This window comes from Fluviibacterium sp. S390, assembly GCF_049800695.1.
Lineage (GTDB): Bacteria > Pseudomonadota > Alphaproteobacteria > Rhodobacterales > Rhodobacteraceae > Meridianimarinicoccus.
The window spans coordinates 33,744-57,630 of record NZ_JBNAFN010000019.1 but is presented as its reverse complement, the minus strand read 5'-3'; the positions used below and the strand labels follow the sequence as shown (position 1 = coordinate 57,630).

Genomic DNA, 23,887 nt, shown 5'->3' with positions numbered 1-23,887 from the left:
TGTTGGTTTGGTCCGGACCGGCACATTGAACCACAGGCAGAGACCAGCCCCGAAAGGTGGCCAAGCGCTCAGATACCCGCCCAGGTTCGCAATAGACGCCCCAACGTGAACACCCATGATCGCACGCCCTTCCAAGGGACGCCGACAAGAAACCACGGAATGATGCCGACGATGAAGGCAAACACATTCCAGGAGATAAAGTTGAGATTCTTCAGCGCTTAGGCTGAAAGCTGCACAGCGGTCGCAATCCATTTGACGATACCGACGGTTGGCGCGTTGTGGCCCTCCGGAACAATTCCAAGGTCCCTTGGCAGCAAAACCAAACCCGCATCGGTCCCGGACGACGCCCAACATCCAGCACCAATGCACAGACCACGCGCACGCCAGCACACTCTGTGCCATTGAGCGCAGCGAACACACGCCCTATCTTCCTGAGTGAAAGGAGATAGGCTCATGTCCATCAGACCTGTCGCAAATCAACGCAAGGCCGTGCCCACCCTTGAGGGGGCCGGCGTCAAACTGCATCGCGCTTTCGGATTTCAGGATCCCGAGGAGTTGGATCCGTTCCTTCTGTTCGATGACTTCCGCAACGATCGCCCCGAGGACTTCCTGAAGGGCTTTCCGTGGCATCCGCATCGCGGCATCGAGACCATCACCTATGTGCTGAACGGCACGGTGGACCACGGCGACAGCCTGGGCAACACCGGCACGCTGGGCGCGGGCGATGTGCAATGGATGACCGCCGGGTCGGGCATCCTGCATCAGGAGATGCCTAAGGGCAACGCGCAAGGCCAGATGCACGGTTTCCAGCTTTGGGCCAACCTGCCCTCCAGCCTGAAGATGACCGCGCCGCGCTATCAGGATGTGAAGGGCGCGGATATCCCTGAGATCATCGACGATGACGGCACCCGTGTGAAGGTCATCATCGGCGAATTCTGGGGCAAGCGCGGGCCGGTGGACGGCATCGCTGCCGATCCGCAGTACCTGGACATCTTCGTACCCGCCGGGGTGAAGAAAACCTTCAAGGTCGACACCTATCGCCGCGCCTTCGCCTATGTGTTCGACGGATCGGCGGCCTTTGCCGATGCTTCGGCCCCCAGCGGCGTTTTGCTGGAGAAAGAGGTCGGCGGCGAAGAGGTCAACATCCGCGACCTGTCCGGCAACCGCACCCTGATCCGCTTTGGCACCGGGGATGAGGTCACGGTGCAGGCCGGTCCCGAGGGCGTGCGCTTCCTGCTGGTCTCGGGCGCGCCGATTCAGGAGCCGGTGGCCTGGCACGGCCCCATCGTGATGAACACCCGCGAGGAGCTGATGACCGCCATGCGTGACCTGCGCAACGGCACCTTCATCAAGCCCGCGCATTAGGGGCGCCCACCGCCGTACCCCTTGCACCGGGGCCGATCCCTGTCGGCCCCGGACCGGACCCTTTTCGCCAAAAGCCCGAAATTCCGCCAATGTTTTGACATGGCGGGCGTGGTGGACTACCGATCCGGAAAACGACAAAGGGCTGACCGTGGCAAACCACCTTTACCAGAATGACCTTCCCGATGGGCTGGACCTTGGGCCCGTGGTGGCCATCGACTGCGAAACCATGGGTCTGAACCCGCACCGCGACCGGCTGTGCGTGATCCAGATGTCGGGCGGCGACGGCAATGCCCATCTGGTGCAGATCGCCAAGGGCCAGACCGAGGCGCCGAACATCGCCCGGATGCTGCGCGACCCGACGGTGCTGAAGCTGTTCCACTTCGGCCGGTTCGACATCGCCGCAATGTACCACGCCTTTGGCGCACTGGCGGCGCCGGTCTATTGCACCAAGATCGCCTCGCGGCTGGTGCGCACCTATACCGACCGTCACGGGCTGCGGAACCTTGTAAACGAGTTGCTCAGTGTCGATATCTCGAAGCAGCAGCAGACCAGCGACTGGGGGGCCAAGACCCTGACCGACGCCCAGCTCGACTATGCTGCCTCCGACGTGTTGCACCTGCACGCCCTGCGCGAGAAGCTGGACGAACGGCTTGCGCGCGAAGACCGCACCAAGCTGGCAAAGGCCTGCTTCGACTTCCTGCCCACACGGGCCCGGCTTGATCTGGAAGGCTGGCCCGACACGGATATTTTTGCGCACGCATGACCCAAGACACCCAAGCCTTTCTGGACACCGGCCATCAGGTCATCGCGACCGAGATCGCGGCCCTACATCAGCTTGATGCTTCGCTGGACGACAGTTTCGGGGCGGCCGTTGCCCTGCTGCTGGAAGCCTCGGGCCGGGTCATCGTCTCGGGCATGGGCAAGTCGGGCCATATCGCGCGCAAGATCGCGGCCACGCTGGCCTCGACCGGCACGCCGGCGCATTTCGTGCATCCGGCCGAGGCCAGCCATGGCGACCTTGGCATGCTGGCCGAAGGCGATGTGGTGATGATGCTGTCGAATTCGGGCGAAACCCCGGAACTGGCCGACATGATCGCCCACACGCGCCGCTTCGGCATTCCGCTGATCGGCGTCGCCAGCCGCCCCGACAGCACGCTGTTGCGACAGTCCGACGTGGCGCTGGTGCTGCCGCAAGCGCCCGAAGCCTGCGGCACCGGCATTGTGCCCACGTCGTCGACCACCATGACGCTGGTTCTGGGAGACGCGCTGGCCGTGGCGCTGATGAAGCATCGCGAATTCTCGCCGCAGGATTTCCGCAAATTCCATCCCGGCGGCAAGTTGGGGGCGCAGCTTTCCAAGGTGGCCGACCTGATGAACACCGGCGCGAAGATCCCGCTGGTCGCCACGACGACCCCGATGACCGAAGCGCTGGTCACCATGAGCCAGAAGGGCTTTGGCGTGGTCGGCGTGACCGATGCAGGCGGCGCACTTGTGGGCGTCATCACCGACGGCGACCTTCGGCGCCACATGGACGGGCTGCTGGACCAGACCGCCGAAACCGTGATGACCGCCAACCCCAAGACCGTGCCGCCACAGGTATTGGCCGAAGAGGCGGTGCACATGATGGAAGAGCGCAAGATCACCAGTCTTTTCGTCGTGGACGGCGGGCAATCGGCGCAGGCCGTGGGCATTCTGACCATTCACGACTGTCTGCGCGCCGGGGTCATCTGACCCGTGGGCCCGCACGGGAACACCTATTCCCGGCTGGTGGTGGCGGGCAAGATCCTGTTGCCCCTTGGGGCCATCGGCCTGATGTCGACCATGTTCCTGCTGGCCCGCACTCCACCTGAGGGCGAAGCCCTGCGCTATGCCGACGATTCCGTGTCGGAACTGGCCGAGCAACAACGGCTGGGCGCCCCGATCCATGCCTCGGTCACCGAGGACGGGGCCGAAGTGAAGATCACCGCCAAGGCGCTGTTGCCCGACGAGGATCTGCCACGGGTCACCCACGGCACCGATCTGTTTGCCGAATTGCTCACACAGGATGCACAGACCTACGAGATCACCTCGCGCACAGGGGTCATGGATGACATCAACATGGTGTCGCACCTGACCGAGGACGTGCTGATCCTGACGTCGGACGGTTACCGCATCCGCACCGATGCGCTGGAGCTGCGCTCGGACCTGACCTATATGCGGACCCTCACACCGATCTCGGCCGACGGGCCACTGGGAACACTGGACGCGGGCCAGATGGAAGTGTTTACCGATCCCGAGGACGACACGCGCACGCGGATGCTCTTCACGGGTGGCGTGCGACTGGTATACATCCCCTGAGGGGAACGGCGGGGGTAGACCATGCGACGACATTTTCGGATCATCCTGGGCCTGGTCGCCTTGTGCCTGGCGCAGCCCGTTGCGGCACAGACCAGCGTTGCCACGGGCGGGTTCCGCAATGCCGATCCCGATGCGCCGGTCGAGGTCACTTCGGATCAGCTTGATCTGACCCGCGACGCCGGCACCGCGCTGTTCACCGGCAACGTGGTGGCGGTGCAGGGCGACATGCGGCTGTCGGCGCAATGGGTTCTGGTGGAATACGTGGTGCTGGAAGACGGCTCTCTGGGCAGCGACATCAAGACCATCACCGCGCGCGACGACGTGCTGCTTGTGACCCCCGAAGAAGCCGCCGAGGGCGACGAGGCGATCTATACCCCCCTGTCCAACGAGGTCGTGATGACCGGCAATGTGCTGCTGACCCAGGGCGCCAACACCGTCGCCGGAGAACGGCTGGTGGTCGATCTGGAAACCGGCATCGGGCAGGTCGCGGGGCGGGTGCGCACAATCCTGCAGCCCCAGGACGAACAGCCGTGATCGCGCCCCGTTTGGCGCGAACGCCCGACCCGCAGCTGGAAGTGACCGACGGCGGCATGGGTCTGCATGTGGTCGGCCTGCGCAAAAGCTATCGCAAGCGGCCGGTGATCCGCGATGTTTCGCTGGATCTGAAGCGCGGCGAGGTCGTGGCCCTTCTGGGGCCGAACGGCTCGGGCAAGACCACCTGTTTCTACTCCATCGCCGGGCTGGTGACGCCCGAAGGCGGGCAGGTCATCCTGGACGGCCAGGACGTGACGCTGCTGCCGATGTATCGCCGCGCCCGCATGGGAATCGGGTACCTGCCGCAGGAGGTCAGCATCTTTCGCGGGCTGAACGTGGAAGACAACATCCTGTCGATTCTCGAGATTGCCACGCCCGACCGCACCACGCGGCGCGAGCGGCTGGAAGAGCTTCTGTCGGAATTCTCTATCGAGCACCTGCGCCGGTCCCGCGCCCTGTCCCTGTCGGGGGGCGAACGCCGGCGCGTCGAGATCGCGCGCTGCCTGGCCGCCGATCCCCGGTACGTGCTGATGGACGAACCCTTTGCCGGGGTCGATCCCATCGCCGTGGGCGACATCCGGGCGCTGGTTTCACAACTGAAAACCCGCGGAATCGGCGTGCTGATCACCGATCACAATGTCCGCGAGACTTTGGAAATCGTCGACCGTGCCTATATACTTCATGACGGCAAGGTTCTGATGAGCGGATCGACCGAAGACGTGGTTCAGAACGAAAATGTCCGCCGGGTCTATCTGGGAGAAGGATTCCGCATTGATTGAGTTTTGGCCCGCAAGAGAAGGGTTTTCGAGCAAAGTTTGACTTGGGGCAAAGTCGTACCGCCACAGGTCCGATATGCTTCATCTTGCTTGCCTCGCGCCTTGGATCCGACCAAAGTTGTCGGGTCCCCTAACCGGGTCGCAGTCAGTTTTGACACTGGCATTCACAGTTCCTTAACCAGCCGGGCGATAGCCCTGTTGCACCGGGAACCGGGATGCCGCAACGCACTGGAGGTAACATGCGTTATCAGATCACCGGGAAACAAATCGACATTGGCGATGCGCTGCAAACCTATGTGAAGACCGAAATGTCGGGCCTTCTGGAAAAGTATGCCGAACGTCCGACCGATGCGGTGATCGTCTTCTCCAAGAACGCTCAGGAGTTTCAATGTGAAGCGACCATTCACCTGTCGACCGGGCTGACGGTACAGGCGAAGGCCCACGCCTTCGACATCTACCCCGCGTTCGATTCCTGCGGCGAGAAGATGGAAAAGCAGTTGCGCCGTTACAAGCGCCGCCTGAAAGACCACCACAAGGATCGTCAACAACCGGTTGATGTAATCGGCGGTTCGTCCTATGTGATCGCGGCGGATGACAGCCCCGAAGACTCGGAGCCCGACTCGCTGACCCCGGTCATCATCGCCGAGATGCAAACCCGCATCCCGTCGATCTCGGTGGGCGAAGCGGTGATGCAGATGGAACTGGCCGAGGCGCCGGTGCTGGTGTTCCGCAATGAAGGTACGGATGGTGTAAACGTCGTGTACCGTCGCGAGGACGGCAATATCGGCTGGATCGAGCCCAGCACCGCCCCCGCGTGACACCAGAGACCGCCCAGCAGCGGGAAGGACAAGCCCAAGGCATGACTCTAGGATCCCTACTGAACCCCGAGGCCGTGAAGGTGGTTGCTGGCATGTCCAGCAAGAAGAAACTCCTTCGCGATCTCAGTGATCTTTCGGCGTCCGTTTATGGGTTGTGCCCGGATGATGCGGTCGATGCCCTGCTGGACAGGGAAAGCATCGGCCCGACCGGCGTGGGGGGTGGCATCGCCCTTCCCCATGCCCGCATGGACGGTCTGGACAAGGTTGTCGGCGTCTTCATGAAGCTGGAACGCCCCTTGCCGTTCGATTCGGTCGATCATCAGCCGGTGGATCTGGTCTTTGCGTTGTTCGCACCGGAAAACAGCGGCGTTCAGCACCTCAAGGCGCTGGCCGTCGTGTCGCGGGCGCTGCGCAATCCCAAGATCCAGGCGCAGCTGCGTGCCAACGACGACCCGTCGATCCTTTACACGATTCTGGCGGGCGCCGAGGAATCCAAGGCCGCCTGACGCGCAAGCACAGCCCTGACACAGGAAAACCGCCGCGGATCCCACGGCGGTTTTTTCATGTTCGGCGATGCAGCGGTGTTATTCGGCGGCGCTGCGGATGGCGAGGTATTCGTGCAGGAAGGCACGGAATTCATCGCCCAGCTCTTCCCGGGCCAGACCGAAGGCGACCGTTGCCTGCAGGAAGCCCGCTTTCGAACCGCAGTCGAATCGCTGACCGTTGAACCGGTGGCCGTGCACGCCTTCGGCGGTGTTGATCTGTGCCGCGATGGCATCGGTCAGCTGGATCTCGCCCCCGGCGCCCGTCTTCATCTCGTTCAGGCTGTCCAGAACCGCCGGCGACAGGATGTATCGGCCGATGACCGCCAGGTTCGACGGCGCGTTCTCGGCCTTGGGCTTTTCGACCATGCCTTTCACCGACACGGTTGCGTCCTTGTCGTCGGCCACGTCCAGCACCCCGTAGGACGAAATCTTCTCGTGCGGCACTTCCATGGCCGCGACCATGCAACCGCCGGTGTTCTCATAGGCATCGACCATCTGCTTCAGGCAGGGGGTTTCACTGTCGATCACATCGTCGGGCAGCAGCACGGCAAAGGGCTCGTCCCCGATCAGGCGGCGGGCACACCAGACCGCGTGGCCCAGCCCCAACGCCTCGCGCTGGCGCACGTAAGAGATCGCACCGGATGGCATGTCAGTCTTGTGCAGCGCCTTCAGCAGCTTGGTCTTGCCCTTTTCCTTCAAGGTCTGCTCCAGCAGTGGGGCGCCGTCGAAATAGTCCTCAAGCGCGGATTTCCCGCGTGAGGTCACGAAGATGAAGTCGGTGATGCCCGCGGCGCGTGCCTCGTCGATCGCGTACTGGATCAACGGCTGGTCCACCAGAGTCATGATTTCCTTGGGGATCGATTTCGTTGCCGGCAGGAACCTTGTTCCCATTCCGGCCACCGGAAACACGGCTTTGGTGACCTTACGCGTCATAGCTATACCCATTCCTCTACTTTCACGACCGCTTGCAAATGATGACCTGCGGCCCGCCCCGTTGCAAGTTCGGCACTCCCGACCCGGCAAGGGACTACTTTGCTTTTATGACAACTTTCTGCGGCTGCACGACCAAATTGAAACTCCGCGTCAACGCGACGCCCTTTTCCGGCCGGCACCCACAGGACGGACAAGACCCGACGCTATCCAATCAATTTAAGCATGGATTCGATCCGCGGAACATCCTCTGGGTTGTTTAACTCCCAAAAGGCGCGGCCCCGGCCTTCGACCTCGACACACAGCACCGGCCAGCCGTTTTCGATAAAACGCAACTGCTCCAGCCCCTCCAGCGCCTCAAGCCGCCCTTCGGGCATCTGGCCATAGGCGGTCAGGGCATCGGGGCGATAGGCGTAGCAGCCCACGTGGTGAAACACCGGGGTCGGTGCCGCATCGGCATAGTCGGCCGAGGTGTAGGGAATGACTTCCTTCGAGAAATACAGCGCCCGGTGGGTGCGGTCGAAGACCGCCGTGGTGCCGCCGACCCGCCCGGCCCGGCGATCGGCCAGAAACCCCGACAGGGCCGCGCCGTCACAGCGCAGCACCGGCGTCGCCACCTTGAAATCGGGTGCGGCCTGAAGGCCCGCGACCAGATCCTCGACGAACCAGGCAGGCGTCAGCGGCGCATCGCCTTGCAGGTTGACCACGATCTCGGCCCCGCCGCCCATCCGCTCCAGCGCATCGGCGCAGCGTTCGGTGCCATTGGCGCAGCTTTCGGCGGTCATCACCACCTCGGCGCCAAAGGCCTCCGCCGCGGCGCGAATGCGGTCGTCATCGGTGGCAACCACCACACGGTCGATGCCCGATACTGCCGAGGCGGCTTCCCACGATCTTTGGATCAGGCTTTTGGCGCTGCCGTCAGGCCCGCGCAGCAGGACAAGCGGTTTGCCGGGATAACGGGTCGACGCATAGCGGGCCGGAATGACGATGACGACGGACATGGGCGATCAGGCTTCCTTCAACTCGACACCCGGCGCATGGGCGATGAAGAATGGATTCTCATACCCCGGTTTACCATAGGTGAACGGGGCATGGTTATCGAAACGGATCATCTTGCCGCCCGCGCCCATCAACACCGCCTGCCCGGCGGCGGTGTCCCATTCCATCGTGCGGCCCAGGCGCGGATAGATGTCCGCCTCGCCGGTGGCCACAAGGCACAGCTTCAACGACGAGCCCGCGCTTTTCATGTCGGCCACGTTGTACTTGGCGATATAGTCGTCGGTGGCCTGATCGCGGTGGCTTTTCGACGCCACAACCAGCAGCGCGGCATTGTCCGGGGTCTTGACCGACACCTCGGTCACCGCGCCCTTGGTGTCCTTGGCGAAAGGCGCGGTTTCCTCGACTGTCTTGCCGCTGGCATCGGTGTAGAACAGGCGATCCTTGGCCGGCGCATAGACCACGCCCCGGATCGGCACACCATTTTCCACGTAGGCGATGTTCACGGTGAAATCGCCGCGACGCTTGACGAATTCCTTGGTGCCATCCAGCGGATCGACGATCAGGAAGCTGGACGCGGATTCGGTGTGCGAGGCGGCCTGTTCCTCGGTCACCAGCAGCACATCGGGGAAAGCGGCCCGCAACCCGGCCGAGATCAGCGCATCGGCGGCCTCGTCGGCTTCGGTCACCGGACTGTCGTCGGATTTCGCCTTCACGTCGAAATCCTCGCGCCCATAGATCTCCATGATCACATCGCCGGCTTCCAGGGCCAGGCGGCGCATTTCCGTTTCCAGTTTACCAAAATCCATGAGTACCACTCCACGCTGTCTACTGGCCCCTTTTTCCCCGCGTTTGCGCCAACGACAAGCGCGGACTGCGGGTTTGGGCGCATTCGGCGCAGCATCGCGGCTCAGGTCACAACGCGCAAGGTCAGGTTGAGCCGACCCCCCTGCGCCAACAGCGGAGAACTGCCGAAGCGGATGCGGTCGACGCCGTGATAGGCCAGCCGCCCTGCCCCCTGCAGGATCGCAACGTCGCCCGATTTCATCCAGACCGAACGCGTCCTGCCGCCGCGCGTGGTCCCGCCCACCCGGAACAGCCCGTCGTCGCCCAGCGAGATCGACAGCACCGGCTGGGTCAGATCGGCCTCGTCACGATCCTGATGCAGGCCCATGCGCGCGCCCTCGCCGTAGAAATTCACAAGACAGCTTTCAGGCGCGCGGGCCTTGGGCAGCAGATCGGACCACACCTGCAGCAGCACGTCGGGGATCGGCGGCCAGTCGGTGCCGCCGGGATGCCGCGCGGCATAGCGATAGCCCTGCCGGTCACTGATCCAGCCGAATTTTCCTGCCGCGGTCATCCGCACCGACAGCGGCTGGCCACGCGGCGTCATGTGCCGCATCAAGGGGGCGGCGGCACAGACCCTGCGCACCTCTGCAACAAGGTCTGCTTGTGCCTTGGGGTCCAGATGGCCGGGCAACAGGCGCACCCCGTTCAGATCCAGTTCGGGCATTTTAGTCCCCTCCGCGCCATTTCCCTGCAGTTTGGCCGCAAATTTCCCCGCATTCACGGGTTTTCCTGCGCCATGGGTCGCTTGCAGCCCAAAGACTCGCCACCTATATACTGCCCAGTCAGCCGGGATATCCCGGCATCATGTTAGGGATCGGGGACAGGCGCCACGTCTCGGGCCGTCCCCAAACATCGCCAAAGTAAGAAGGTACATACACATGGCCAAAGTGATCGGTATCGACCTCGGGACCACCAACTCTTGCGTCGCTATCATGGATGGGTCGCAAGCCCGCGTTATTGAAAACGCCGAAGGTGCCCGCACCACCCCGTCTATCGTTGCATTCACCGAAAATGAACGTCTTGCTGGCCAGCCGGCCAAGCGCCAGGCCGTCACCAACCCCGACAACACCATCTTCGGTGTGAAGCGTATGATCGGGCGCCGGTTCGACGACGAGAACCTGAAGAAAGACATGAAGAACCTGCCATTCACCGTGATCAACGGTGGCAACGGCGACGCATGGGTCGAAGCCCGTGGCGAGAAATATTCCCCCAGCCAGATCTCGGCCTTCATCCTGCAGAAGATGAAAGAGACCGCCGAAAGCTATCTGGGCGAGGAAGTGACCCAGGCGGTCATCACCGTCCCGGCCTATTTCAACGACGCCCAGCGTCAGGCCACCAAGGATGCCGGCAAGATCGCCGGTCTGGAAGTGCTGCGGATCATCAACGAACCGACCGCCGCGGCCCTGGCCTATGGTCTGGACAAGAAAGAAGCCAAAACCATCGCGGTCTATGACCTTGGCGGCGGTACTTTCGACGTGACCATCCTGGAAATCGACGACGGGTTGTTCGAAGTGAAATCCACCAACGGGGATACGTTCCTGGGCGGTGAAGACTTCGACATGCGGATCGTGAACTATCTTGCCGATCAGTTCAAAAAGGAAAACGGCGTCGATCTGACCAAGGACAAGATGGCCCTGCAGCGTCTGAAGGAAGCTGCCGAGAAAGCCAAGATCGAACTGTCGTCCTCCAGCCAGACCGAGATCAACCAGCCGTTCATCTCGATGGACCCGAACGGCGGCCAGCCGCTGCACATGGTGATGAAGCTGACCCGCGCCAAGCTGGAAAGCCTTGTCGGCGATCTGATCAAGGCCTCGATGAAGCCGTGCCAGGCCGCGCTGAAAGACGCCGGTCTGTCGACCTCGGACATCGACGAGGTGGTTCTGGTCGGCGGCATGACCCGGATGCCGAAGGTCATGGAAGAAGTGACCAAGTTCTTCGGCAAGGAGCCGCACAAGGGTGTGAACCCCGATGAGGTTGTCGCCATGGGTGCCGCCATTCAGGCCGGTGTTCTGCAGGGCGACGTCAAGGACGTGGTTCTGCTGGACGTGACCCCGCTGTCGCTGGGCATCGAAACCCTGGGCGGTGTCTTCACCCGCCTGATCGACCGCAACACCACGATCCCGACGAAGAAGTCGCAGGTCTTCTCGACCGCCGAGGACAACCAGAACGCGGTGACCATCCGCGTGTTCCAGGGCGAGCGTGAAATGGCGGCCGACAACAAGATGCTGGCCCAGTTCAACCTGGAAGACATCCCGCCGGCACCGCGTGGTCTGCCCCAGATCGAAGTGACCTTCGACATCAACGCCGACGGCATCGTTGCGGTCAGCGCCAAGGACAAGGGCACCGGCAAGGAGCAGAACATCACGATCCAGGCGTCCGGCGGTCTGTCCGACGACGAGATCGACCAGATGGTCCGCGACGCCGAGGCCAATGCCGAGGCCGACAAAGAGCGCAAGGACGTGGTCGAGGCCAAGAACCAGGCCGAAAGCCTCATCCACTCGACCAAGAAGTCGCTGGAAGAGCATACCGACAAGGTCGATCCGACCACGGTCGAGGCGATCGAACTGGCCATTGGCGCGCTTGAGGAAGCCCTGGAAACCGAAGACGCGGGCAAGATCCGTTCGGGCATCCAGAACGTGACCGAAGCCTCGATGAAGCTGGGCGAAGCGATCTACAAGGCGCAGCAGGAACAGTCCGGCGAAGCGGCTCCGGAAGGGGCCGACGAACCCTCGGGCGTGGACGACGATATCGTCGACGCCGACTTCGAGGATCTGGACAACAACAAGCGCGGTTAAGCGCCATGTGACACCTGGACCGGTCCTGCCTTTCGGGTGGGGCCGGTCCTGTGTTGTGAAAGAGGACTGCGCATATGGCAAAACGCGACTACTACGACGTTCTCGGGGTCGCGCGCGGCGCATCGGCGGACGAAATCAAGAAGGCCTATCGCAAGAAGGCCAAGGAATTTCACCCCGACCGGAATACCGGCGACCCGAATGCCGAGGGCAAGTTCAAGGAAGCCGCCGAGGCTTACGAGGTTCTGAAGGACGCCGAGAAAAAGGCGGCCTATGACCGGTTTGGCCATGCAGCCTTCGAGGGCGGCATGGGCGGCGGCGGTCCGCGTGGCGGGCATCCCGGCGGGCAGGGCGATTTCGCCTCGGCCTTTTCGGACGTGTTCGACGATCTGTTCGGCGATTTCATGGGCGGCGGCGGACGTGGCGGCGGACGCCAGCGTGCCGCGCGCGGGGCAGACCTGCGCTATAACCTGCGGATCTCGCTGGAGGACGCTTATCGCGGCCTGCAAAAGACCATCACCGTCCCCACCGCCGTGACCTGCGGATCGTGCAGCGGCACCGGGGCCGAGGGCGGTGCCGAGCCGGTGACCTGTCCGACCTGCTCGGGCATGGGCAAGGTGCGGGCGCAACAAGGGTTCTTCACCGTTGAACGCACCTGCCCGACCTGTTCCGGGCTTGGCCAGATCATCAAGAACCCCTGCGCGACCTGCCACGGACAAGGCCGGACCGAGAAGGAACGTGCGCTTTCGGTGAACATTCCTGCCGGCGTCGAAACCGGCACCCGCATTCGCCTTGCCGGCGAGGGCGAGGCCGGAATGCGCGGCGGGCCCACGGGTGACTTGTACATCTTCATCGAGGTGGCCGAGCACAACCTGTTCCAGCGCGACGGCGTGAACCTGTATTGCCGCGTGCCGGTGCCGATGACGACCGCGGCCCTGGGCGGCGATGTCGAAGTGCCCACCATCGACGGCGGCCGCAGCCGGGTGAAAGTGCCCGCCGGCAGCCAGTCGGGCCGGCAGATGCGTCTGCGCAGCAAAGGCATGCCCGCGTTGCGTGGCGGTGGACAGGGCGACATGTTCATCGAGATGGCCATCGAAACCCCGGTCAACCTGACCTCAAAGCAGAAAGCGCTGCTGAAGGAATTCGAAGGGCTGTCTGCCGACAACCATCCCGAGGCCGACAGTTTCTTCGGCAAGGTCAAGGGCTTCTGGGACAGCATGAAAAGCTGACCCGTTAAGACAAACTTTATCCATGGGCGCGAAATCTGGTGCCCATGGAGACCCCTGACGCCTTTCGCGAACCCTTTCTGCCGCTGGATGGTGCCGCCACGCCGGTGGCGGCAGTGGTCGGATCGCGCAAACAACCCTCTTACATCCGCGAACATCGCAAACGACTGCGCCAACGGTTTCTGGACGGTGGCCCCAAGGCCGTGCCGGACTATGAATTGCTGGAATTAATGCTGTTCCGGGCCTTGCCGCGTGTCGATGTAAAGCCCATCGCCCACGCGCTGCTCAAGACCTTCGGCGATCTCACCCATGTGCTTGCGGCCCCGCCTGAACGGTTGACAGAGGTGCAAGGCGTAGGTGCCTCGGTGGTGCTGGAGTTTGCCCTCAGCCGCGAGGTTGCGGCACGGCTGGCCCGTTCCAAGGTGCTGGATCGCGAGGTTCTGTCCAGTTGGTCGGCGCTGCTGGACTATTGCCACACGACCATGTCGCACAGCCAGGTCGAACAGTTCCGGGTGCTCTATCTGGATCGCAAGAACACGCTGATCGCGGACGAGGAACAGGCGCAAGGCACCGTCGATCACGTGCCGGTCTACCCGCGCGAGGTGATGAAACGGGCGTTGCAACTGAACGCCACGGCACTGATCCTTGTGCACAACCATCCCTCGGGCGATCCGACCCCGTCACAGGCCGATATCACCATGACCGAGCGCATCGATCATGCGGCTTCGGTGCTGGGCCTGACCCTGCATGACCATGTGATCATCGGAAAATCGCGCGAGTTGAGCTTTCGCGCCGAAGGCCTGCTGGACCAATTCTGAACGCGGGGCCTGCGGGCCGGGGGTGAACCGGCCCGAAGGCCTGCGTCTAGCGCAGCGTTTTCAACAGCTCTACCGACGCATAGCCATCGGGCACCAGACCGGCCGATTTCTGATAGTCCCGGATCGCGTCGATGGTGTTGGGGCCGATCAGGCCATCGACACCGCCGGTGGAATAGCCCGCCGCGCTCAGCCGCTGTTGCAGCTCCTTGCGCTCGGACAGCCGCAGCGTGCGGTCACCGCGTGGCCAACTGGCGATGAAATCGGGCTTGCCCTTGATCCGGTCGCTCAGGTGGCCCACGGCGATGACATAGCTGTCAGCGGCGTTGTAGCGTTCGATCACGTTGAAATTCTTGAAGATCATGAAGGCCGGTCCCTGCGACCCGGCGGGCAGCAGGATCGAGGCGCGGCCATGGTTCGGCACAGGCTGGCCATCCATGCCACGCACCCCCAGCGCCGCCCATTGCCGGGGCGTTTTCGCCGTGCCGTGGCCTGCCATCCCATAGTTGAACCCACTGGGCAGGCGCACCTCGACCCCCCAGGGCTGGCCCTTTTTCCAGCCGAAACGGCTGAGATAGGCAGCGGTAGAGGCCAGCGCGTCGGTGGGATCGTTCGACCAGATATCGCGCTTGCCGTCACCGCTGAAATCCACCGCATAGGCCAGATACGAGGTGGGGATGAACTGCGTGTGCCCCATCGCCCCGGCCCAGCTTCCGATCATGTTGCGCGGTGCCACGTCCCCGGCCTGCAAGATCTTCAGCGACGCAATCAGCTGTTCTTCGAAGAAGTTCCCGCGCCGCCCGTCATAGGCCAGTGTCGCCAGCGCCTCGACCACATCGTTGTTGCCCCGATAGGTGCCATAGGCACTTTCCAACCCCCAGATCGCGACGACAACCTCGGCCTCGACATCGTATTTCCGCTCGATCGCGGCCAGCGTCTGCTGATACTTGCGGTAGGCCGCGCGACCGTTGTCGATCCGGGCATTCGACACCGCGCTGTCAAGGTATTCCCACAGCGCCTTGGTGAACTCCGACTGGTTGCGGTCGCGCGAGATCACATTGGTGTTGTACTGGATGCCGCTGAAGGCGGCGTTCAGCGTCTGATCCGAAATGCCCTGCGCACGGGCGCGGGACCGGAACCCGTTGAGCCAGCGTTCAAAGCCCAGATTGCTGACGGAAACAGATGTCACGTTGCTGACCTCGGGTCGCAGGATGGGCCGCGGTGAAACATTGGCCGCCTGGCTGACCAGCGCGGATTCCGCAACCAGCGCCGTGGCGGTCAAACTGAAGACGACGGGTAGTAACTGCTTGAAAAACCTCATGGGGATCCCCTGTTCGAAACCCAGTATGTAGTGTTTTGGACGAAAGGTAGCGCAATTGGTGGTTTCCGGCTAGGGGTCAGCGTCGTGTGCGGGCAACCTTTCGCTTGGTCTTGGCGGCCTTCGCCTTTGCCTTGCCGACCTTGCGCTTGACCGGCTTGCCGCGTCCGCCGTAGCTCCGGCCGCTGCGCGGCAGCGCCTTGCCCTCGACCTCCAGCAGTTCCAGCCCGATGGCGCCGGTCAGTCCTTCGGCCTCGGCCAGGCGGACGATGACCCGCTGGCCCAGCCCCAGCACAACGCCGGTGTCCGACCCCATCAGGGTCTGGCTTTCGGGATCATAGTGGAAGAACTCCGCGCCCAGCGTGCGCACCGGCACCAGCCCGTCGGCGCCGGTGTCATCCATGCGGATGAACAGCCCGAATTTCGCCACGCCCGAGATCCGGCCCGCGACCTCGGTTCCGACCCGTTCCGACAGATAGGCGGCCAGGTAGCGGTCGGTGGTGTCGCGTTCGGCCAGCATCGAGCGCCGCTCGGTGTCCGAGATCTGCTTGGCGGTTTCTTCAAGGTTTTCTTCATCCTCGGGGGTCAGCCCGTCCTTGCCCCAGCCATGCGCCGAAATCAGGCCGCGATGCACGATCAGGTCGGCATAGCGCCGGATCGGCGAGGTGAAATGCGCGTATTTCTTCAGGGCCAGCCCGAAGTGCCCGAAATTCTCGGGGTTGTAATAGGCCTGCGTCATCGACCGCAGCGTGGTCATGCTGACCAGCTCGCTCTCGTCGGTACCGGCGGCCTGTTCCAGAAGGCGGTTCAGATGCCGGGTTTGCAGGACCTGCCCCTTGGCCAGCGTGAAGCCCGCCGCCTGCACGGTTTCGCGCAGGGATTCCAGCTTTTCGGGGCTGGGCTCCTCGTGGACGCGGAACAGAAGCGGGCGGCGCTTGGCCACCAGCGTTTCAGCGGCGCAGACATTGGCGAGGATCATGAATTCCTCGATCAACCGGTGCGCGTCAAAGCGGGGCCGGAAGGCGACCGAGGCGACCTTGCCATCCTCGCCCAACACGATCCGGCGTTCGGGCAGGTCCAGTTCCAGCGGCTGGCGACGCTCCCGCGCCTTGCGGACGGCGGCATAGGCGGCATAGAGCGGGCGGATGATGGTGCTCATCATCGGCGTGATGCGGCCCGAAGGCTCGCCATCCATCGCCGCCTGCACCTCGTCATAGGTCAGCGACGCGGCCGAACGCATCATGGCGCGGGTGAAGCGGTGGCCGATCTTCTCTCCTTCTGCATCCAGCTGCATCCGCACGGCAATGCAGGGGCGCGGCACATCCTCGTGCAAGGAACACAGATCGCCCGACAGCCGGTCGGGCAGCATCGGCACCACCCGGTCGGGGAAATAGCTGGAGTTGCCGCGCTTGCGGGCCTCGCGGTCCAGTGTGCTGCCCGGTGTGACGTAATGGGCCACATCAGCGATGGCGACCCAGACCACATGGCCGCCGGGGTTGTTGGGGTCGCCGTCGGCCTCGGCATAGACCGCATCGTCATGGTCGCGCGCATCGGCCGGGTCGATGGTCACCAGCGGCAGGTCGCGCAGATCCTCGCGCTTGCCCAGCGGCGCGGGCTTGGCGGCATCGGCGGCGGCGATCACCTCGTCGGGGAAAGCATCGGGAATGCCATGTTCGTGAATGGCGATCAGCGACACCGCCCGCGGCGCGCTGGGGTCGCCCAGCCGGGAAACGATCCGCGCCGACGGCAGGCCCAGCCGGGTGCGCGGTCCGGCCTGCTCGCCCTCGACCAGTTCGCCATCCTTGGCGCCATGGGTGGCACCGGGGGCGACGCGGTATTCCTTGTCGGATTTCTTGTCGATGGGCAGGATGCGCCCGCCTTCGGCCCCCTTGCGAAAGATGCCCAGAATGCGCAGCGGGTTGGTGCCGATGCGCCGGATCAGACGCGCTTCATAGGCGTGAGGCTGATCCTCGATCTTGGCCAGGCGGGCGAGGATGCGGTCGCCTTCCCCCAGTGCCGGTTCGCCGCCGCGCGGGATAAACAGCACCTTCGGCTCCGGCCCCTCGCCATGCCATTCCAGCGGCCGGGCGAAAAGGTCGCCCTCGCCGCCCACCGGCAGGATCTGCAACACACTGACCGGCGGCAGGCGATCCGGGTCGCGATAGGTCTTGCGGCGCTTTTCCAGGTGTCCCTCGGCCTCAAGTTCGCGCAGCAGCGCCTTGAGCGGGATACGATCGGCCCCCTTGATGCCAAAGGCACGGGCGATGTCGCGTTTCGAACTCTGCGTGGGATGGGCGGCGATCCAGTCGAGGATCTCGTCCCTGGAGGGGATACGTGTCATGAGGCTGGACTAGCACGGGCATCGGCGCGCGTCACCGGGAAAGGGCGTGCCCCCGCCGCCGCGGTGCGTTTCGAAGAAACGCGTGCGGCGTTGGGCCGGGCTGAGTCGCTGCGCGACTCAGCAGGTCGGCTGGGGAGGTGTCTGAGGGACGCTTGTGCGTCTCAGACACCCGTTCAAGAATGTTTTGGGAGCAGCGCGTCAAGGACAGGCCGCGCGGGGCGCGCGGTCGCTGCGCGATCCTTGACCCGCGGCGGCAAGGGCGCGCAGATCCCGCAGCGTGTCCACATCGCGCAGGCACGCCAGTCGGGCGATGCGGTGGTCGGGCAGAGTGGCGAGGGTGTCGGACAGCGCGTGTTCGCTGGACCAGCGCACCCCGTCGAACAGCCCCGGCGGCACCGGGCGGCGGCGCGCCAGGCCGATCAGCCAATAGCCGCCGTCCTGTGCCGGGCCGAACACCGCATCGTGGTCGCCCAACGCCCGGAAACCATCGCGGACAAGGGCCGGTGTGATCCCCGGAATATCGGCCCCGACGATCAGCACCGGACCGGGCGGCAGGGCGCGGAATATCCGGCCCATGCGGTCACCCAGATCCCCCAGCCCCTGCGGCCAGCGCGGCAGGTCAGCAGGCCAGATGCGGCTGCGCAACCCTTCGCGATCCGGGGCGACAGCCAGGATCATCTGCCAACGCGGATCGCGCAGGTTGCGCAGCAGGCGTGCGGTCTGATGCCGGAACCACCAGGCGGCGGCGGTTGCCCCGATCCCGGCGGCCAGACGGGTCTTGACGCGACCCGGTCGCGGCTCTTTCACCATGACCACCAGCTTAGGGGTCACAAGGCAATCTCCATGTCGTGATGCGGCACGCCGCCGTCGTCGTAGAGCGGCCCGCAGACCGAGAATCCCAGGGCCGTGTAGAACCCCGCAGCCCGTACCTGCGCCCCCAGAACCGCACGGTGCACCCCGGGTGTGGCACGCAATCGGTCCAGCGCATCACGCACCAGCACCGCACCGACGCCCTGGCCGCGGTAGGGTTTGACCACGCAAATCCGGCCAATGCGCCCGGTGTTGCCCTCGATCATCAACCGCGCCGTGGCCACGGGGGTTGTGCCGTCGCAGGCCAACAAATGCCGGGCCGTGGCATCCAGGTCATCGAATTCCTCGGCCACGCGAAACTCCTGCTCCTTGACGAAAACCGCCTGCCGCAGCGCGAAACAGGCTGCGGGATCGGAGACCTCGTCGATGGTCAGTTGCACCCGAAATAGTCTTTCAGGATGCGGGTGTAGACGGATTTCAGGCGCGGGATCTGCGCCACCTCGACCCGCTCGTCCACCTGGTGCATGGATTTGCCAACAAGGCCGAACTCCGCAACCGGGCAGTGATTGCGCACATAGCGCGCATCCGAAGTGCCGCCGCTGGTCGACAGCACCGGCGTCAGCCCGGTTTCGGCCTGCACGGCCCGGCTGATCAGCTCTGACAACTCTCCCGGCGGGGTGATGAAGCTTTCGCCCGACACCTTGCTGGTCATCTCGAAGGTGATGCCGGTCTCGGCGGTGATCTTGTCGGCCTCGTCCCGCAGCCACTCCAACAGCGCATCGGAACTGTGCGTATCATTGAAGCGGATGTTGACCATTGCCGTGCATTGCGCCGGGATGACATTGTTGGCCGCATTGCCGGTGTCAAAACCGGTGACCGCCAGCGTCGAGGGATCGAAATGAGCCGTACCCTGGTCCAACGCGTGCGTTGACAACCGGTCGACCAGACGGGCCAGCGCCGGGATCGGGTTATTGGCGCGATGCGGATAGGCCGAATGCCCCTGCACCCCGCTGGCGGTGATCCAGGCGGTCAGCGACCCACGCCGCCCAATCTTCATCATCTCGCCGAAGGTTTCGGGGCAGGTCGGCTCACCGGCAAGGCACAGCGACATCGCTTCGCCTTGCTCGGCCATCCAGTCAAGAATGGCATCGGTGCCATCGACGCCGTCGCCTTCCTCATCCCCGGTGATGGTCAGGATGATGGCCCCGTCAGGCGGCGTCTGCCGCACCAGGTCAATGGCGGCCGCGACAAAGGCCGCCACCCCGGACTTCATGTCCGTGGTGCCCCGGCCCATCATCCAGCCGTCGCGAACCTCAGCCCCGAAGGGGTCGCAGGTCCAGGCTGCAACGTCGCCCACCGGAACCACATCCGTATGGCCGTTGAAGCCGAAACTGCGGGCATGGCCCTTCGCGCCCCAGCGGGCAAAGAGGTTGGGAATGCCGGCGCGATCCACCCGAGTGCAGGAAAATCCCGCCTCGGTCAGCAGCGCGGCCAGAAGCTCCAGCGCCCCGCCTTCTTCCGGCGTGACAGAAGGGCAGCGCACAAGGTCGGCGGTCAGGGCTACGGGATCAACGGGGGTCAATGCGGGCCTCCGACGGTATCCTCGAAGAAAGGGGTCATCTGCGCCACGATCACCGAATTTTCGGCAAGGGCGCGCTCCATCAGGGCACGCTCCTCGTCGGAAATGTCGTGGCCCTGCTCCAGCCGCTCCTCAAGGGTGCCATAGCCGGTGACATCCAGCGGCGCCAACTCCGCCTGCTTCAGGACCGCCACGGTTTCCCGCACCGCTTCGGGCTCATCCACACCGCTGGCATAGCACATTAGCGCGGCCCCGGTAGCGCCCTTGGGCAGGCCATCGCCGGGTTTGCGGCCGATCTCGACAAGCAGGGTGAACACCTGCTGAGGTTTCTTTTCCTTGGTCATGGGATCGGAGGTATGCGGCGCGCTTGGCCGGGTCAATGCCCCTAGCCGAGGACAGGGGGCGCAATCCCGAACCCGCCCTGCACGAGAAACCCCAGCGCAATGGCCAATACAAGCGTTACGTCCTTGAACATTCTTGCCTCCCGGAATGGAACAAGACTGTTACGGCGCGGCCCGGGGTTTCCGTCGCGACCATCTCTTCTTTTTGGCAAAAATACTCATCTTGCGCCGCGCAGCGGCGCCCGGCCCAACGCCGCAAGGCCCAGGGGGCCGCGCGGGGGCGGGAGCCGCCCCCGGCGCTCAGCACATCAGTCGCGCAGAAGGTCGTTGATCGAGGTCTTGGAGCGGGTCTGCGCATCCACCCGCTTCACGATCACCGCGCAATACAGGTTCACGCCGTTCTTCGACGGCATCGACCCGGCCACAACGACAGACCCCGAGGGCACTTCGCCATACATGACTTCGCCGGTCTCGCGATCGACGATCTTGGTGGACTGGCCAATGAAGACCCCCATCCCCAGGACCGAGCCTTCGCGGACGATGCAGCCCTCGACAACCTCGGACCGGGCACCGATGAAGCAGTTGTCCTCGATGATGGTCGGTCCGGCCTGCATCGGCTCCAGCACGCCGCCGATGCCAACGCCGCCCGACAGGTGCACGTTCTTGCCGATCTGCGCGCAGGAACCGACGGTGGCCCAGGTGTCCACCATGGTGCCGCTGTCCACATGGGCGCCAAGGTTCACGAAGGACGGCATCAGCACCACGCCGGGGGCAATATAGGCCGACTTGCGCACCACGCAGTTCGGCACGGCGCGGAACCCGGCCGCCTTCCAGTCCTTCTTCTTCCAGCCGGCAAACTTGCTGTCGACCTTGTCCCACCAGCCACCGTCCTGCGGGCCGCCGGACTGTTTCTCCATGTCCTTCAGGCGGAATCCCAGCAACACAGCCTTCTTGGCCCATTGATTCACATGCCAATCTCCATTGGCCTGCCGCTCGGCAACCCGCAGCTTGCCGCTGTCCAGCGCGTTCAGCGTGCTTTCGATGGCATCGCGGGCTTCCCCTTTGGTTTCGGGAGTGATGCTGTCGCGTGCCTCCCAGGCAGCTTCGATGGCAGTTTCCAAGGCGGCATTCGACATGGGCGACCCTTTCGCGCGTTTACTCTGGCTCAAGCTCCGGCAAGGCTATACTTCGGCAAGACCCAAGGCGCAACGACGCGCGATCGAGTGGCGAGGACACCCCATGACGGACCAGAAGGCCCATCCCCTGCCCCATGCCCGCGACGATATCGAGCGGGCGCGCGGCATTCCCGACACCCCGCAGACCCGGTCACCCACCCACAGGCTGGCGTTCACCGACAACGATTTCCTGTCCCGCGAAGACCTGCGCCCGGTGCGGTTGCAACTGGAACTGCTGAAATGTCAGCTGACGCTGGACGAAGCCGGCATCCGCTCCACCGTGGTTCTGTTCGGCGGTGCGCGCATTCCCGCGCCGGAAAATGCCGACAAGGCCCGCACGCCGACCCTGGGCGCGCTCAGCCATTTCTATGACGAGGCCCGCGCCTTCGCCCGACTGGTTACCGAGCGCAGCGTCGCCACCGGCAATACCGAAAACGTCGTGGTTACCGGCGGCGGACCAGGCGTGATGGAAGCGGGCAACCTCGGCGCGCTGGACGCGGGCGGCGTGTCCATCGGGCTGAACATCGTGCTGCCACACGAACAGGCGCCGAACCCCTATGTGACGCCGGAACTCAGCTTCAACTTCCACTATTTCGCCATCCGCAAGATGCACTTCCTGATGCGCGCCAAGGCGATCACCGTGTTTCCCGGCGGTTTCGGCACGCTGGACGAATTGTTCGAGGCGCTGACCCTGATCTCGACCAAGCGCATGAGCCCGGTCCCGATCCTGCTGTTCGGACAATCCTTCTGGCGCGAAATCGTCAACTGGGAAGCCCTGGCCCGCGCCGGGACCATATCGGACGAGGATCTGGACCTTTTCCGCTTTGTGGAAACCGCCGAAGAGGCCTTCGCGGCACTGCAAGAAGCCGGCACGCTCTGACCGCCGCCTCAAGCGGTCGCCGGGGGCAAACCCTGACCAACACGGACAAGAAAACAGGGAGGTCCCGCCAAGCCGGACCTCCCTTCACCCCACGTGCTTTCGCACCACACGTGTTTCGAATTTCGGTTCCAGCCATCCTGGCAGGACAAGACCGTGATAGCCGATCCATCCCCCCGGCGCAAAAGGCTTCTGTCGCGCAATCGTTTCAAAAGTCTCGCAAATTTTGGCTTCAGGCGTAGATGTCTTCCTTACCGAAATGCTTGGTCAGCAGGTAATAGACCACCGCGCGGTACTTCTGGCGTTCGGACCGGCCATAGATATCCAGCACCGCGTCGATCCCGGCAGTCAGTTCCGGGCCGTCCGCAAGACCCAGCTTGCCCATCAGGAAGTTCTTTTTCACGGTCTCCAGTTCCGACGGATCGCTGCCCGCCACCATCGAACTGTCGGCATTGTAGATCGCCGGGCCCAGACCGATCACCACCTTGGTCAGAAGATCGCTGTCCGGGGTTACCCCGCATTTGTTGGCCAGATCCTCTGCATATACCGCAATCAGGTCGTCGCGTTTGCTCATCCTATCCTCCATCATGTCCCGGAAACCCTTGTCCCCGCACCGAAAACCCTAGCCGATCCGCCGGGAAATAACAGAGGCTTGCATCCTTTCACGGCCCCTCAACCCTGCGTGACATCGCAATTCCAGCGTTGATCACCCGCCGAATATGGCGTCAGGGTTCGGGAAAAGGAGGCCATGCCATGACCCTGTTCCGCAAACTTGCGACCCTCAAACCCGCGCTTCTGGCGCTGACCATTGCCCTGGGGCTGACCCTGCAAGCCAGCGACGCAAGTGCGGCAGGCCAAGAGACCGCGCTGGTGGCAGGCGGCTGTTTCTGGTGCGTCGAGGCCGATTTCGAGAAGGTCAAAGGCGTGACCGGCGCGGTGTCTGGCTTTGCCGGCGGCACTGTCGCCAACCCAAGCTACAAGCAGGTGACGCGCGGCGGCACCGGCCATTCGGAAGTGGTGCAGATCACCTTCGATCCAGACGTGATTTCCTACGACCAGATCCTGGATCTGTTCCTGCGCTCCATCGATCCCTACGACGACGGCGGCCAGTTCTGTGATCGCGGCCACACCTATGCCCCCGCAATCTTCGCCCAGACCCCCGGCCAGAAACGCGCGGCAGAGGCCGCCATTGCCCGGGCCGAGGATGATCTTGGCCGTCGAACCAAGGTGCCGGTGCGCGCGGCTGCCCCCTTCTATGCGGCCGAGGACTATCATCAGGATTACTACAAGCAGGACGGCCTGATCCTGACGCGCTTCGGCCCGCAGTCCAAGGCCTCCGCCTACAAGAAATACCGCGACGCCTGTGGCCGCGACGCCCGCGTCCGCGCCATCTGGGGTGACGCCGCGCCCTTTACCGGCAGTTGACCTGCCCTCGTCCGCTGCCTTGCGCGGGCATCATACCC

General features: G+C 63.9%; 26 protein-coding genes. 13 read left to right on the top strand and 13 right to left on the bottom strand.

What is annotated here, in order from left to right; genetic code table 11:
- Positions 1 to 68 precede the first annotated feature (68 nt).
- Positions 69 to 185, bottom strand: a complete 117-nt coding sequence (locus ACP15K_RS14980; RefSeq protein ID WP_319022497.1) for a hypothetical protein — start codon at positions 183 to 185, stop codon at positions 69 to 71.
- Positions 186 to 453: 268 nt separating this feature from the next.
- Here ACP15K_RS14980 and ACP15K_RS14975 point away from each other — a divergent pair, with 268 nt between their 5' ends.
- The 8 genes from ACP15K_RS14975 to ACP15K_RS14940 all read left to right on the top strand — a co-directional run bounded on the left by ACP15K_RS14975 (position 454) and on the right by ACP15K_RS14940 (position 6,336).
- Positions 454 to 1,365, top strand: a complete 912-nt coding sequence (locus ACP15K_RS14975) for a pirin family protein (protein WP_193143092.1) — start codon at positions 454 to 456, stop codon at positions 1,363 to 1,365.
- 148 nt (positions 1,366 to 1,513) lie between these two features.
- Positions 1,514 to 2,128 (top strand): ribonuclease D, encoded by a 615-nt coding sequence (locus ACP15K_RS14970; protein ID WP_193143091.1) that lies wholly within the window; start codon positions 1,514 to 1,516, stop codon positions 2,126 to 2,128.
- Positions 2,125 to 3,096 (top strand): KpsF/GutQ family sugar-phosphate isomerase, encoded by a 972-nt coding sequence (locus ACP15K_RS14965; RefSeq protein WP_193143090.1) that lies wholly within the window; start codon positions 2,125 to 2,127, stop codon positions 3,094 to 3,096. The genes ACP15K_RS14970 and ACP15K_RS14965 overlap by 4 nt, the downstream gene beginning before the upstream one ends.
- Positions 3,097 to 3,099: 3 nt before the next feature.
- Positions 3,100 to 3,702, top strand: a complete 603-nt coding sequence (lptC, locus tag ACP15K_RS14960; RefSeq protein WP_193143089.1) for an LPS export ABC transporter periplasmic protein LptC — start codon at positions 3,100 to 3,102, stop codon at positions 3,700 to 3,702.
- Between the two features lie 21 nt (positions 3,703 to 3,723).
- On the top strand, positions 3,724 to 4,236 hold the full coding sequence (locus ACP15K_RS14955) for an LptA/OstA family protein (RefSeq protein ID WP_193143088.1): 513 nt from the start codon (positions 3,724 to 3,726) through the stop codon (positions 4,234 to 4,236).
- Between the two features lie 56 nt (positions 4,237 to 4,292).
- Positions 4,293 to 5,015, top strand: coding sequence for an LPS export ABC transporter ATP-binding protein (gene lptB, locus ACP15K_RS14950; RefSeq protein ID WP_193143218.1), 723 nt, complete (start codon positions 4,293 to 4,295; stop codon positions 5,013 to 5,015).
- A gap of 236 nt (positions 5,016 to 5,251) precedes the next feature.
- On the top strand, positions 5,252 to 5,830 hold the full coding sequence (hpf, locus tag ACP15K_RS14945) for a ribosome hibernation-promoting factor, HPF/YfiA family (RefSeq protein ID WP_193143087.1): 579 nt from the start codon (positions 5,252 to 5,254) through the stop codon (positions 5,828 to 5,830).
- A 41-nt stretch (positions 5,831 to 5,871) separates the two neighbouring features.
- Complete coding sequence (locus ACP15K_RS14940) at positions 5,872 to 6,336, top strand: PTS sugar transporter subunit IIA (RefSeq protein ID WP_193143086.1); 465 nt, start codon at positions 5,872 to 5,874, stop codon at positions 6,334 to 6,336.
- Positions 6,337 to 6,414: 78 nt separating this feature from the next.
- Here ACP15K_RS14940 and galU read toward each other — a convergent pair whose 3' ends face one another.
- The 4 genes from galU to ACP15K_RS14920 form a co-directional block, all read right to left on the bottom strand.
- On the bottom strand, positions 6,415 to 7,308 hold the full coding sequence (gene galU / locus ACP15K_RS14935; protein WP_193143085.1) for a UTP--glucose-1-phosphate uridylyltransferase GalU: 894 nt from the start codon (positions 7,306 to 7,308) through the stop codon (positions 6,415 to 6,417).
- Between the two features lie 203 nt (positions 7,309 to 7,511).
- On the bottom strand, positions 7,512 to 8,306 hold the full coding sequence (locus ACP15K_RS14930) for a 3-deoxy-manno-octulosonate cytidylyltransferase (RefSeq protein ID WP_193143084.1): 795 nt from the start codon (positions 8,304 to 8,306) through the stop codon (positions 7,512 to 7,514).
- 6 nt (positions 8,307 to 8,312) lie between these two features.
- Complete coding sequence (gene cysQ, locus ACP15K_RS14925; protein ID WP_193143083.1) at positions 8,313 to 9,110, bottom strand: 3'(2'),5'-bisphosphate nucleotidase CysQ; 798 nt, start codon at positions 9,108 to 9,110, stop codon at positions 8,313 to 8,315.
- Between the two features lie 101 nt (positions 9,111 to 9,211).
- Entirely contained in the window at positions 9,212 to 9,814 is a 603-nt protein-coding gene (locus ACP15K_RS14920) for an alpha-ketoglutarate-dependent dioxygenase AlkB (RefSeq protein WP_193143082.1), read from the bottom strand.
- Between the two features lie 214 nt (positions 9,815 to 10,028).
- Between ACP15K_RS14920 and dnaK the strand changes: the two genes are divergently transcribed.
- From dnaK to radC, 3 genes are all read left to right on the top strand, one after another.
- Positions 10,029 to 11,945 carry a molecular chaperone DnaK gene (gene dnaK / locus ACP15K_RS14915; RefSeq protein ID WP_193143081.1) on the top strand — a complete coding sequence of 639 codons (1,917 nt, stop codon included), beginning with the start codon at positions 10,029 to 10,031 and terminating at the stop codon, positions 11,943 to 11,945.
- Between the two features lie 74 nt (positions 11,946 to 12,019).
- Positions 12,020 to 13,171 (top strand): molecular chaperone DnaJ, encoded by a 1,152-nt coding sequence (dnaJ, locus tag ACP15K_RS14910; RefSeq protein ID WP_193143080.1) that lies wholly within the window; start codon positions 12,020 to 12,022, stop codon positions 13,169 to 13,171.
- Positions 13,172 to 13,215: 44 nt separating this feature from the next.
- Positions 13,216 to 13,986 (top strand): RadC family protein, encoded by a 771-nt coding sequence (gene radC / locus ACP15K_RS14905; RefSeq protein WP_424990861.1) that lies wholly within the window; start codon positions 13,216 to 13,218, stop codon positions 13,984 to 13,986.
- Positions 13,987 to 14,032: 46 nt separating this feature from the next.
- Here radC and ACP15K_RS14900 read toward each other — a convergent pair whose 3' ends face one another.
- From ACP15K_RS14900 to dapD, 7 genes are all read right to left on the bottom strand, one after another.
- On the bottom strand, positions 14,033 to 15,304 hold the full coding sequence (locus tag ACP15K_RS14900; RefSeq protein WP_424990860.1) for a lytic murein transglycosylase: 1,272 nt from the start codon (positions 15,302 to 15,304) through the stop codon (positions 14,033 to 14,035).
- 76 nt (positions 15,305 to 15,380) lie between these two features.
- The gene (gene rnr / locus ACP15K_RS14895) at positions 15,381 to 17,642 is read right to left on the bottom strand and encodes a ribonuclease R (protein ID WP_424990859.1); all 2,262 of its coding nucleotides are present in this window, start codon (positions 17,640 to 17,642) and stop codon (positions 15,381 to 15,383) included.
- A 198-nt stretch (positions 17,643 to 17,840) separates the two neighbouring features.
- Positions 17,841 to 18,452 carry a TIGR04282 family arsenosugar biosynthesis glycosyltransferase gene (locus tag ACP15K_RS14890; RefSeq protein ID WP_424990879.1) on the bottom strand — a complete coding sequence of 204 codons (612 nt, stop codon included), beginning with the start codon at positions 18,450 to 18,452 and terminating at the stop codon, positions 17,841 to 17,843.
- 17 nt (positions 18,453 to 18,469) lie between these two features.
- Positions 18,470 to 18,892 (bottom strand): GNAT family N-acetyltransferase, encoded by a 423-nt coding sequence (locus tag ACP15K_RS14885; protein ID WP_193143075.1) that lies wholly within the window; start codon positions 18,890 to 18,892, stop codon positions 18,470 to 18,472.
- Positions 18,883 to 20,034, bottom strand: coding sequence for a succinyl-diaminopimelate desuccinylase (dapE, locus tag ACP15K_RS14880; RefSeq protein ID WP_424990858.1), 1,152 nt, complete (start codon positions 20,032 to 20,034; stop codon positions 18,883 to 18,885). The genes ACP15K_RS14885 and dapE overlap by 10 nt, the downstream gene beginning before the upstream one ends.
- On the bottom strand, positions 20,031 to 20,375 hold the full coding sequence (locus ACP15K_RS14875; protein ID WP_193143073.1) for a hypothetical protein: 345 nt from the start codon (positions 20,373 to 20,375) through the stop codon (positions 20,031 to 20,033). The genes dapE and ACP15K_RS14875 overlap by 4 nt, the downstream gene beginning before the upstream one ends.
- Before the next feature lie 305 nt (positions 20,376 to 20,680).
- A complete protein-coding gene (dapD, locus tag ACP15K_RS14870; protein WP_193143072.1) occupies positions 20,681 to 21,508 on the bottom strand; it encodes a 2,3,4,5-tetrahydropyridine-2,6-dicarboxylate N-succinyltransferase in 828 nt (275 codons plus the stop codon).
- 103 nt (positions 21,509 to 21,611) lie between these two features.
- Between dapD and ACP15K_RS14865 the strand changes: the two genes are divergently transcribed.
- Positions 21,612 to 22,427, top strand: coding sequence for an LOG family protein (locus ACP15K_RS14865; RefSeq protein WP_424990857.1), 816 nt, complete (start codon positions 21,612 to 21,614; stop codon positions 22,425 to 22,427).
- A gap of 229 nt (positions 22,428 to 22,656) precedes the next feature.
- Here the strand turns inward: ACP15K_RS14865 and ACP15K_RS14860 are convergent, their stop codons facing one another.
- Positions 22,657 to 22,998: a DUF2853 family protein gene (locus ACP15K_RS14860; protein WP_424990856.1), complete on the bottom strand. Its 342-nt coding sequence runs from the start codon at positions 22,996 to 22,998 to the stop codon at positions 22,657 to 22,659.
- 179 nt (positions 22,999 to 23,177) lie between these two features.
- Between ACP15K_RS14860 and msrA the strand changes: the two genes are divergently transcribed.
- Positions 23,178 to 23,849, top strand: a complete 672-nt coding sequence (gene msrA, locus ACP15K_RS14855) for a peptide-methionine (S)-S-oxide reductase MsrA (RefSeq protein ID WP_193143069.1) — start codon at positions 23,178 to 23,180, stop codon at positions 23,847 to 23,849.
- The last annotated feature ends 38 nt before the right edge of the window (positions 23,850 to 23,887 follow it).

Coding starts and splice junctions, on each gene's coding strand:
- ACP15K_RS14930 (WP_193143084.1), bottom strand. CDS start 8,306: ATGTCCGTCGTCATCGTCATTCCGGCCCGCTATGCGTCGACCCGTTAT.
- dnaJ (WP_193143080.1), top strand. CDS start 12,020: ATGGCAAAACGCGACTACTACGACGTTCTCGGGGTCGCGCGCGGCGCA.
- galU (WP_193143085.1), bottom strand. CDS start 7,308: ATGACGCGTAAGGTCACCAAAGCCGTGTTTCCGGTGGCCGGAATGGGA.
- lptB (WP_193143218.1), top strand. CDS start 4,293: ATGGGTCTGCATGTGGTCGGCCTGCGCAAAAGCTATCGCAAGCGGCCG.
- ACP15K_RS14875 (WP_193143073.1), bottom strand. CDS start 20,375: ATGACCAAGGAAAAGAAACCTCAGCAGGTGTTCACCCTGCTTGTCGAG.
- ACP15K_RS14940 (WP_193143086.1), top strand. CDS start 5,872: ATGACTCTAGGATCCCTACTGAACCCCGAGGCCGTGAAGGTGGTTGCT.
- cysQ (WP_193143083.1), bottom strand. CDS start 9,110: ATGGATTTTGGTAAACTGGAAACGGAAATGCGCCGCCTGGCCCTGGAA.
- dnaK (WP_193143081.1), top strand. CDS start 10,029: ATGGCCAAAGTGATCGGTATCGACCTCGGGACCACCAACTCTTGCGTC.
- ACP15K_RS14955 (WP_193143088.1), top strand. CDS start 3,724: ATGCGACGACATTTTCGGATCATCCTGGGCCTGGTCGCCTTGTGCCTG.
- ACP15K_RS14965 (WP_193143090.1), top strand. CDS start 2,125: ATGACCCAAGACACCCAAGCCTTTCTGGACACCGGCCATCAGGTCATC.
- ACP15K_RS14865 (WP_424990857.1), top strand. CDS start 21,612: ATGACGGACCAGAAGGCCCATCCCCTGCCCCATGCCCGCGACGATATC.
- ACP15K_RS14920 (WP_193143082.1), bottom strand. CDS start 9,814: ATGCCCGAACTGGATCTGAACGGGGTGCGCCTGTTGCCCGGCCATCTG.
- ACP15K_RS14860 (WP_424990856.1), bottom strand. CDS start 22,998: ATGAGCAAACGCGACGACCTGATTGCGGTATATGCAGAGGATCTGGCC.
- ACP15K_RS14900 (WP_424990860.1), bottom strand. CDS start 15,304: ATGAGGTTTTTCAAGCAGTTACTACCCGTCGTCTTCAGTTTGACCGCC.
- msrA (WP_193143069.1), top strand. CDS start 23,178: ATGACCCTGTTCCGCAAACTTGCGACCCTCAAACCCGCGCTTCTGGCG.
- hpf (WP_193143087.1), top strand. CDS start 5,252: ATGCGTTATCAGATCACCGGGAAACAAATCGACATTGGCGATGCGCTG.
- dapD (WP_193143072.1), bottom strand. CDS start 21,508: ATGTCGAATGCCGCCTTGGAAACTGCCATCGAAGCTGCCTGGGAGGCA.
- ACP15K_RS14975 (WP_193143092.1), top strand. CDS start 454: ATGTCCATCAGACCTGTCGCAAATCAACGCAAGGCCGTGCCCACCCTT.
- rnr (WP_424990859.1), bottom strand. CDS start 17,642: ATGACACGTATCCCCTCCAGGGACGAGATCCTCGACTGGATCGCCGCC.
- ACP15K_RS14890 (WP_424990879.1), bottom strand. CDS start 18,452: ATGGTGAAAGAGCCGCGACCGGGTCGCGTCAAGACCCGTCTGGCCGCC.
- radC (WP_424990861.1), top strand. CDS start 13,216: ATGGAGACCCCTGACGCCTTTCGCGAACCCTTTCTGCCGCTGGATGGT.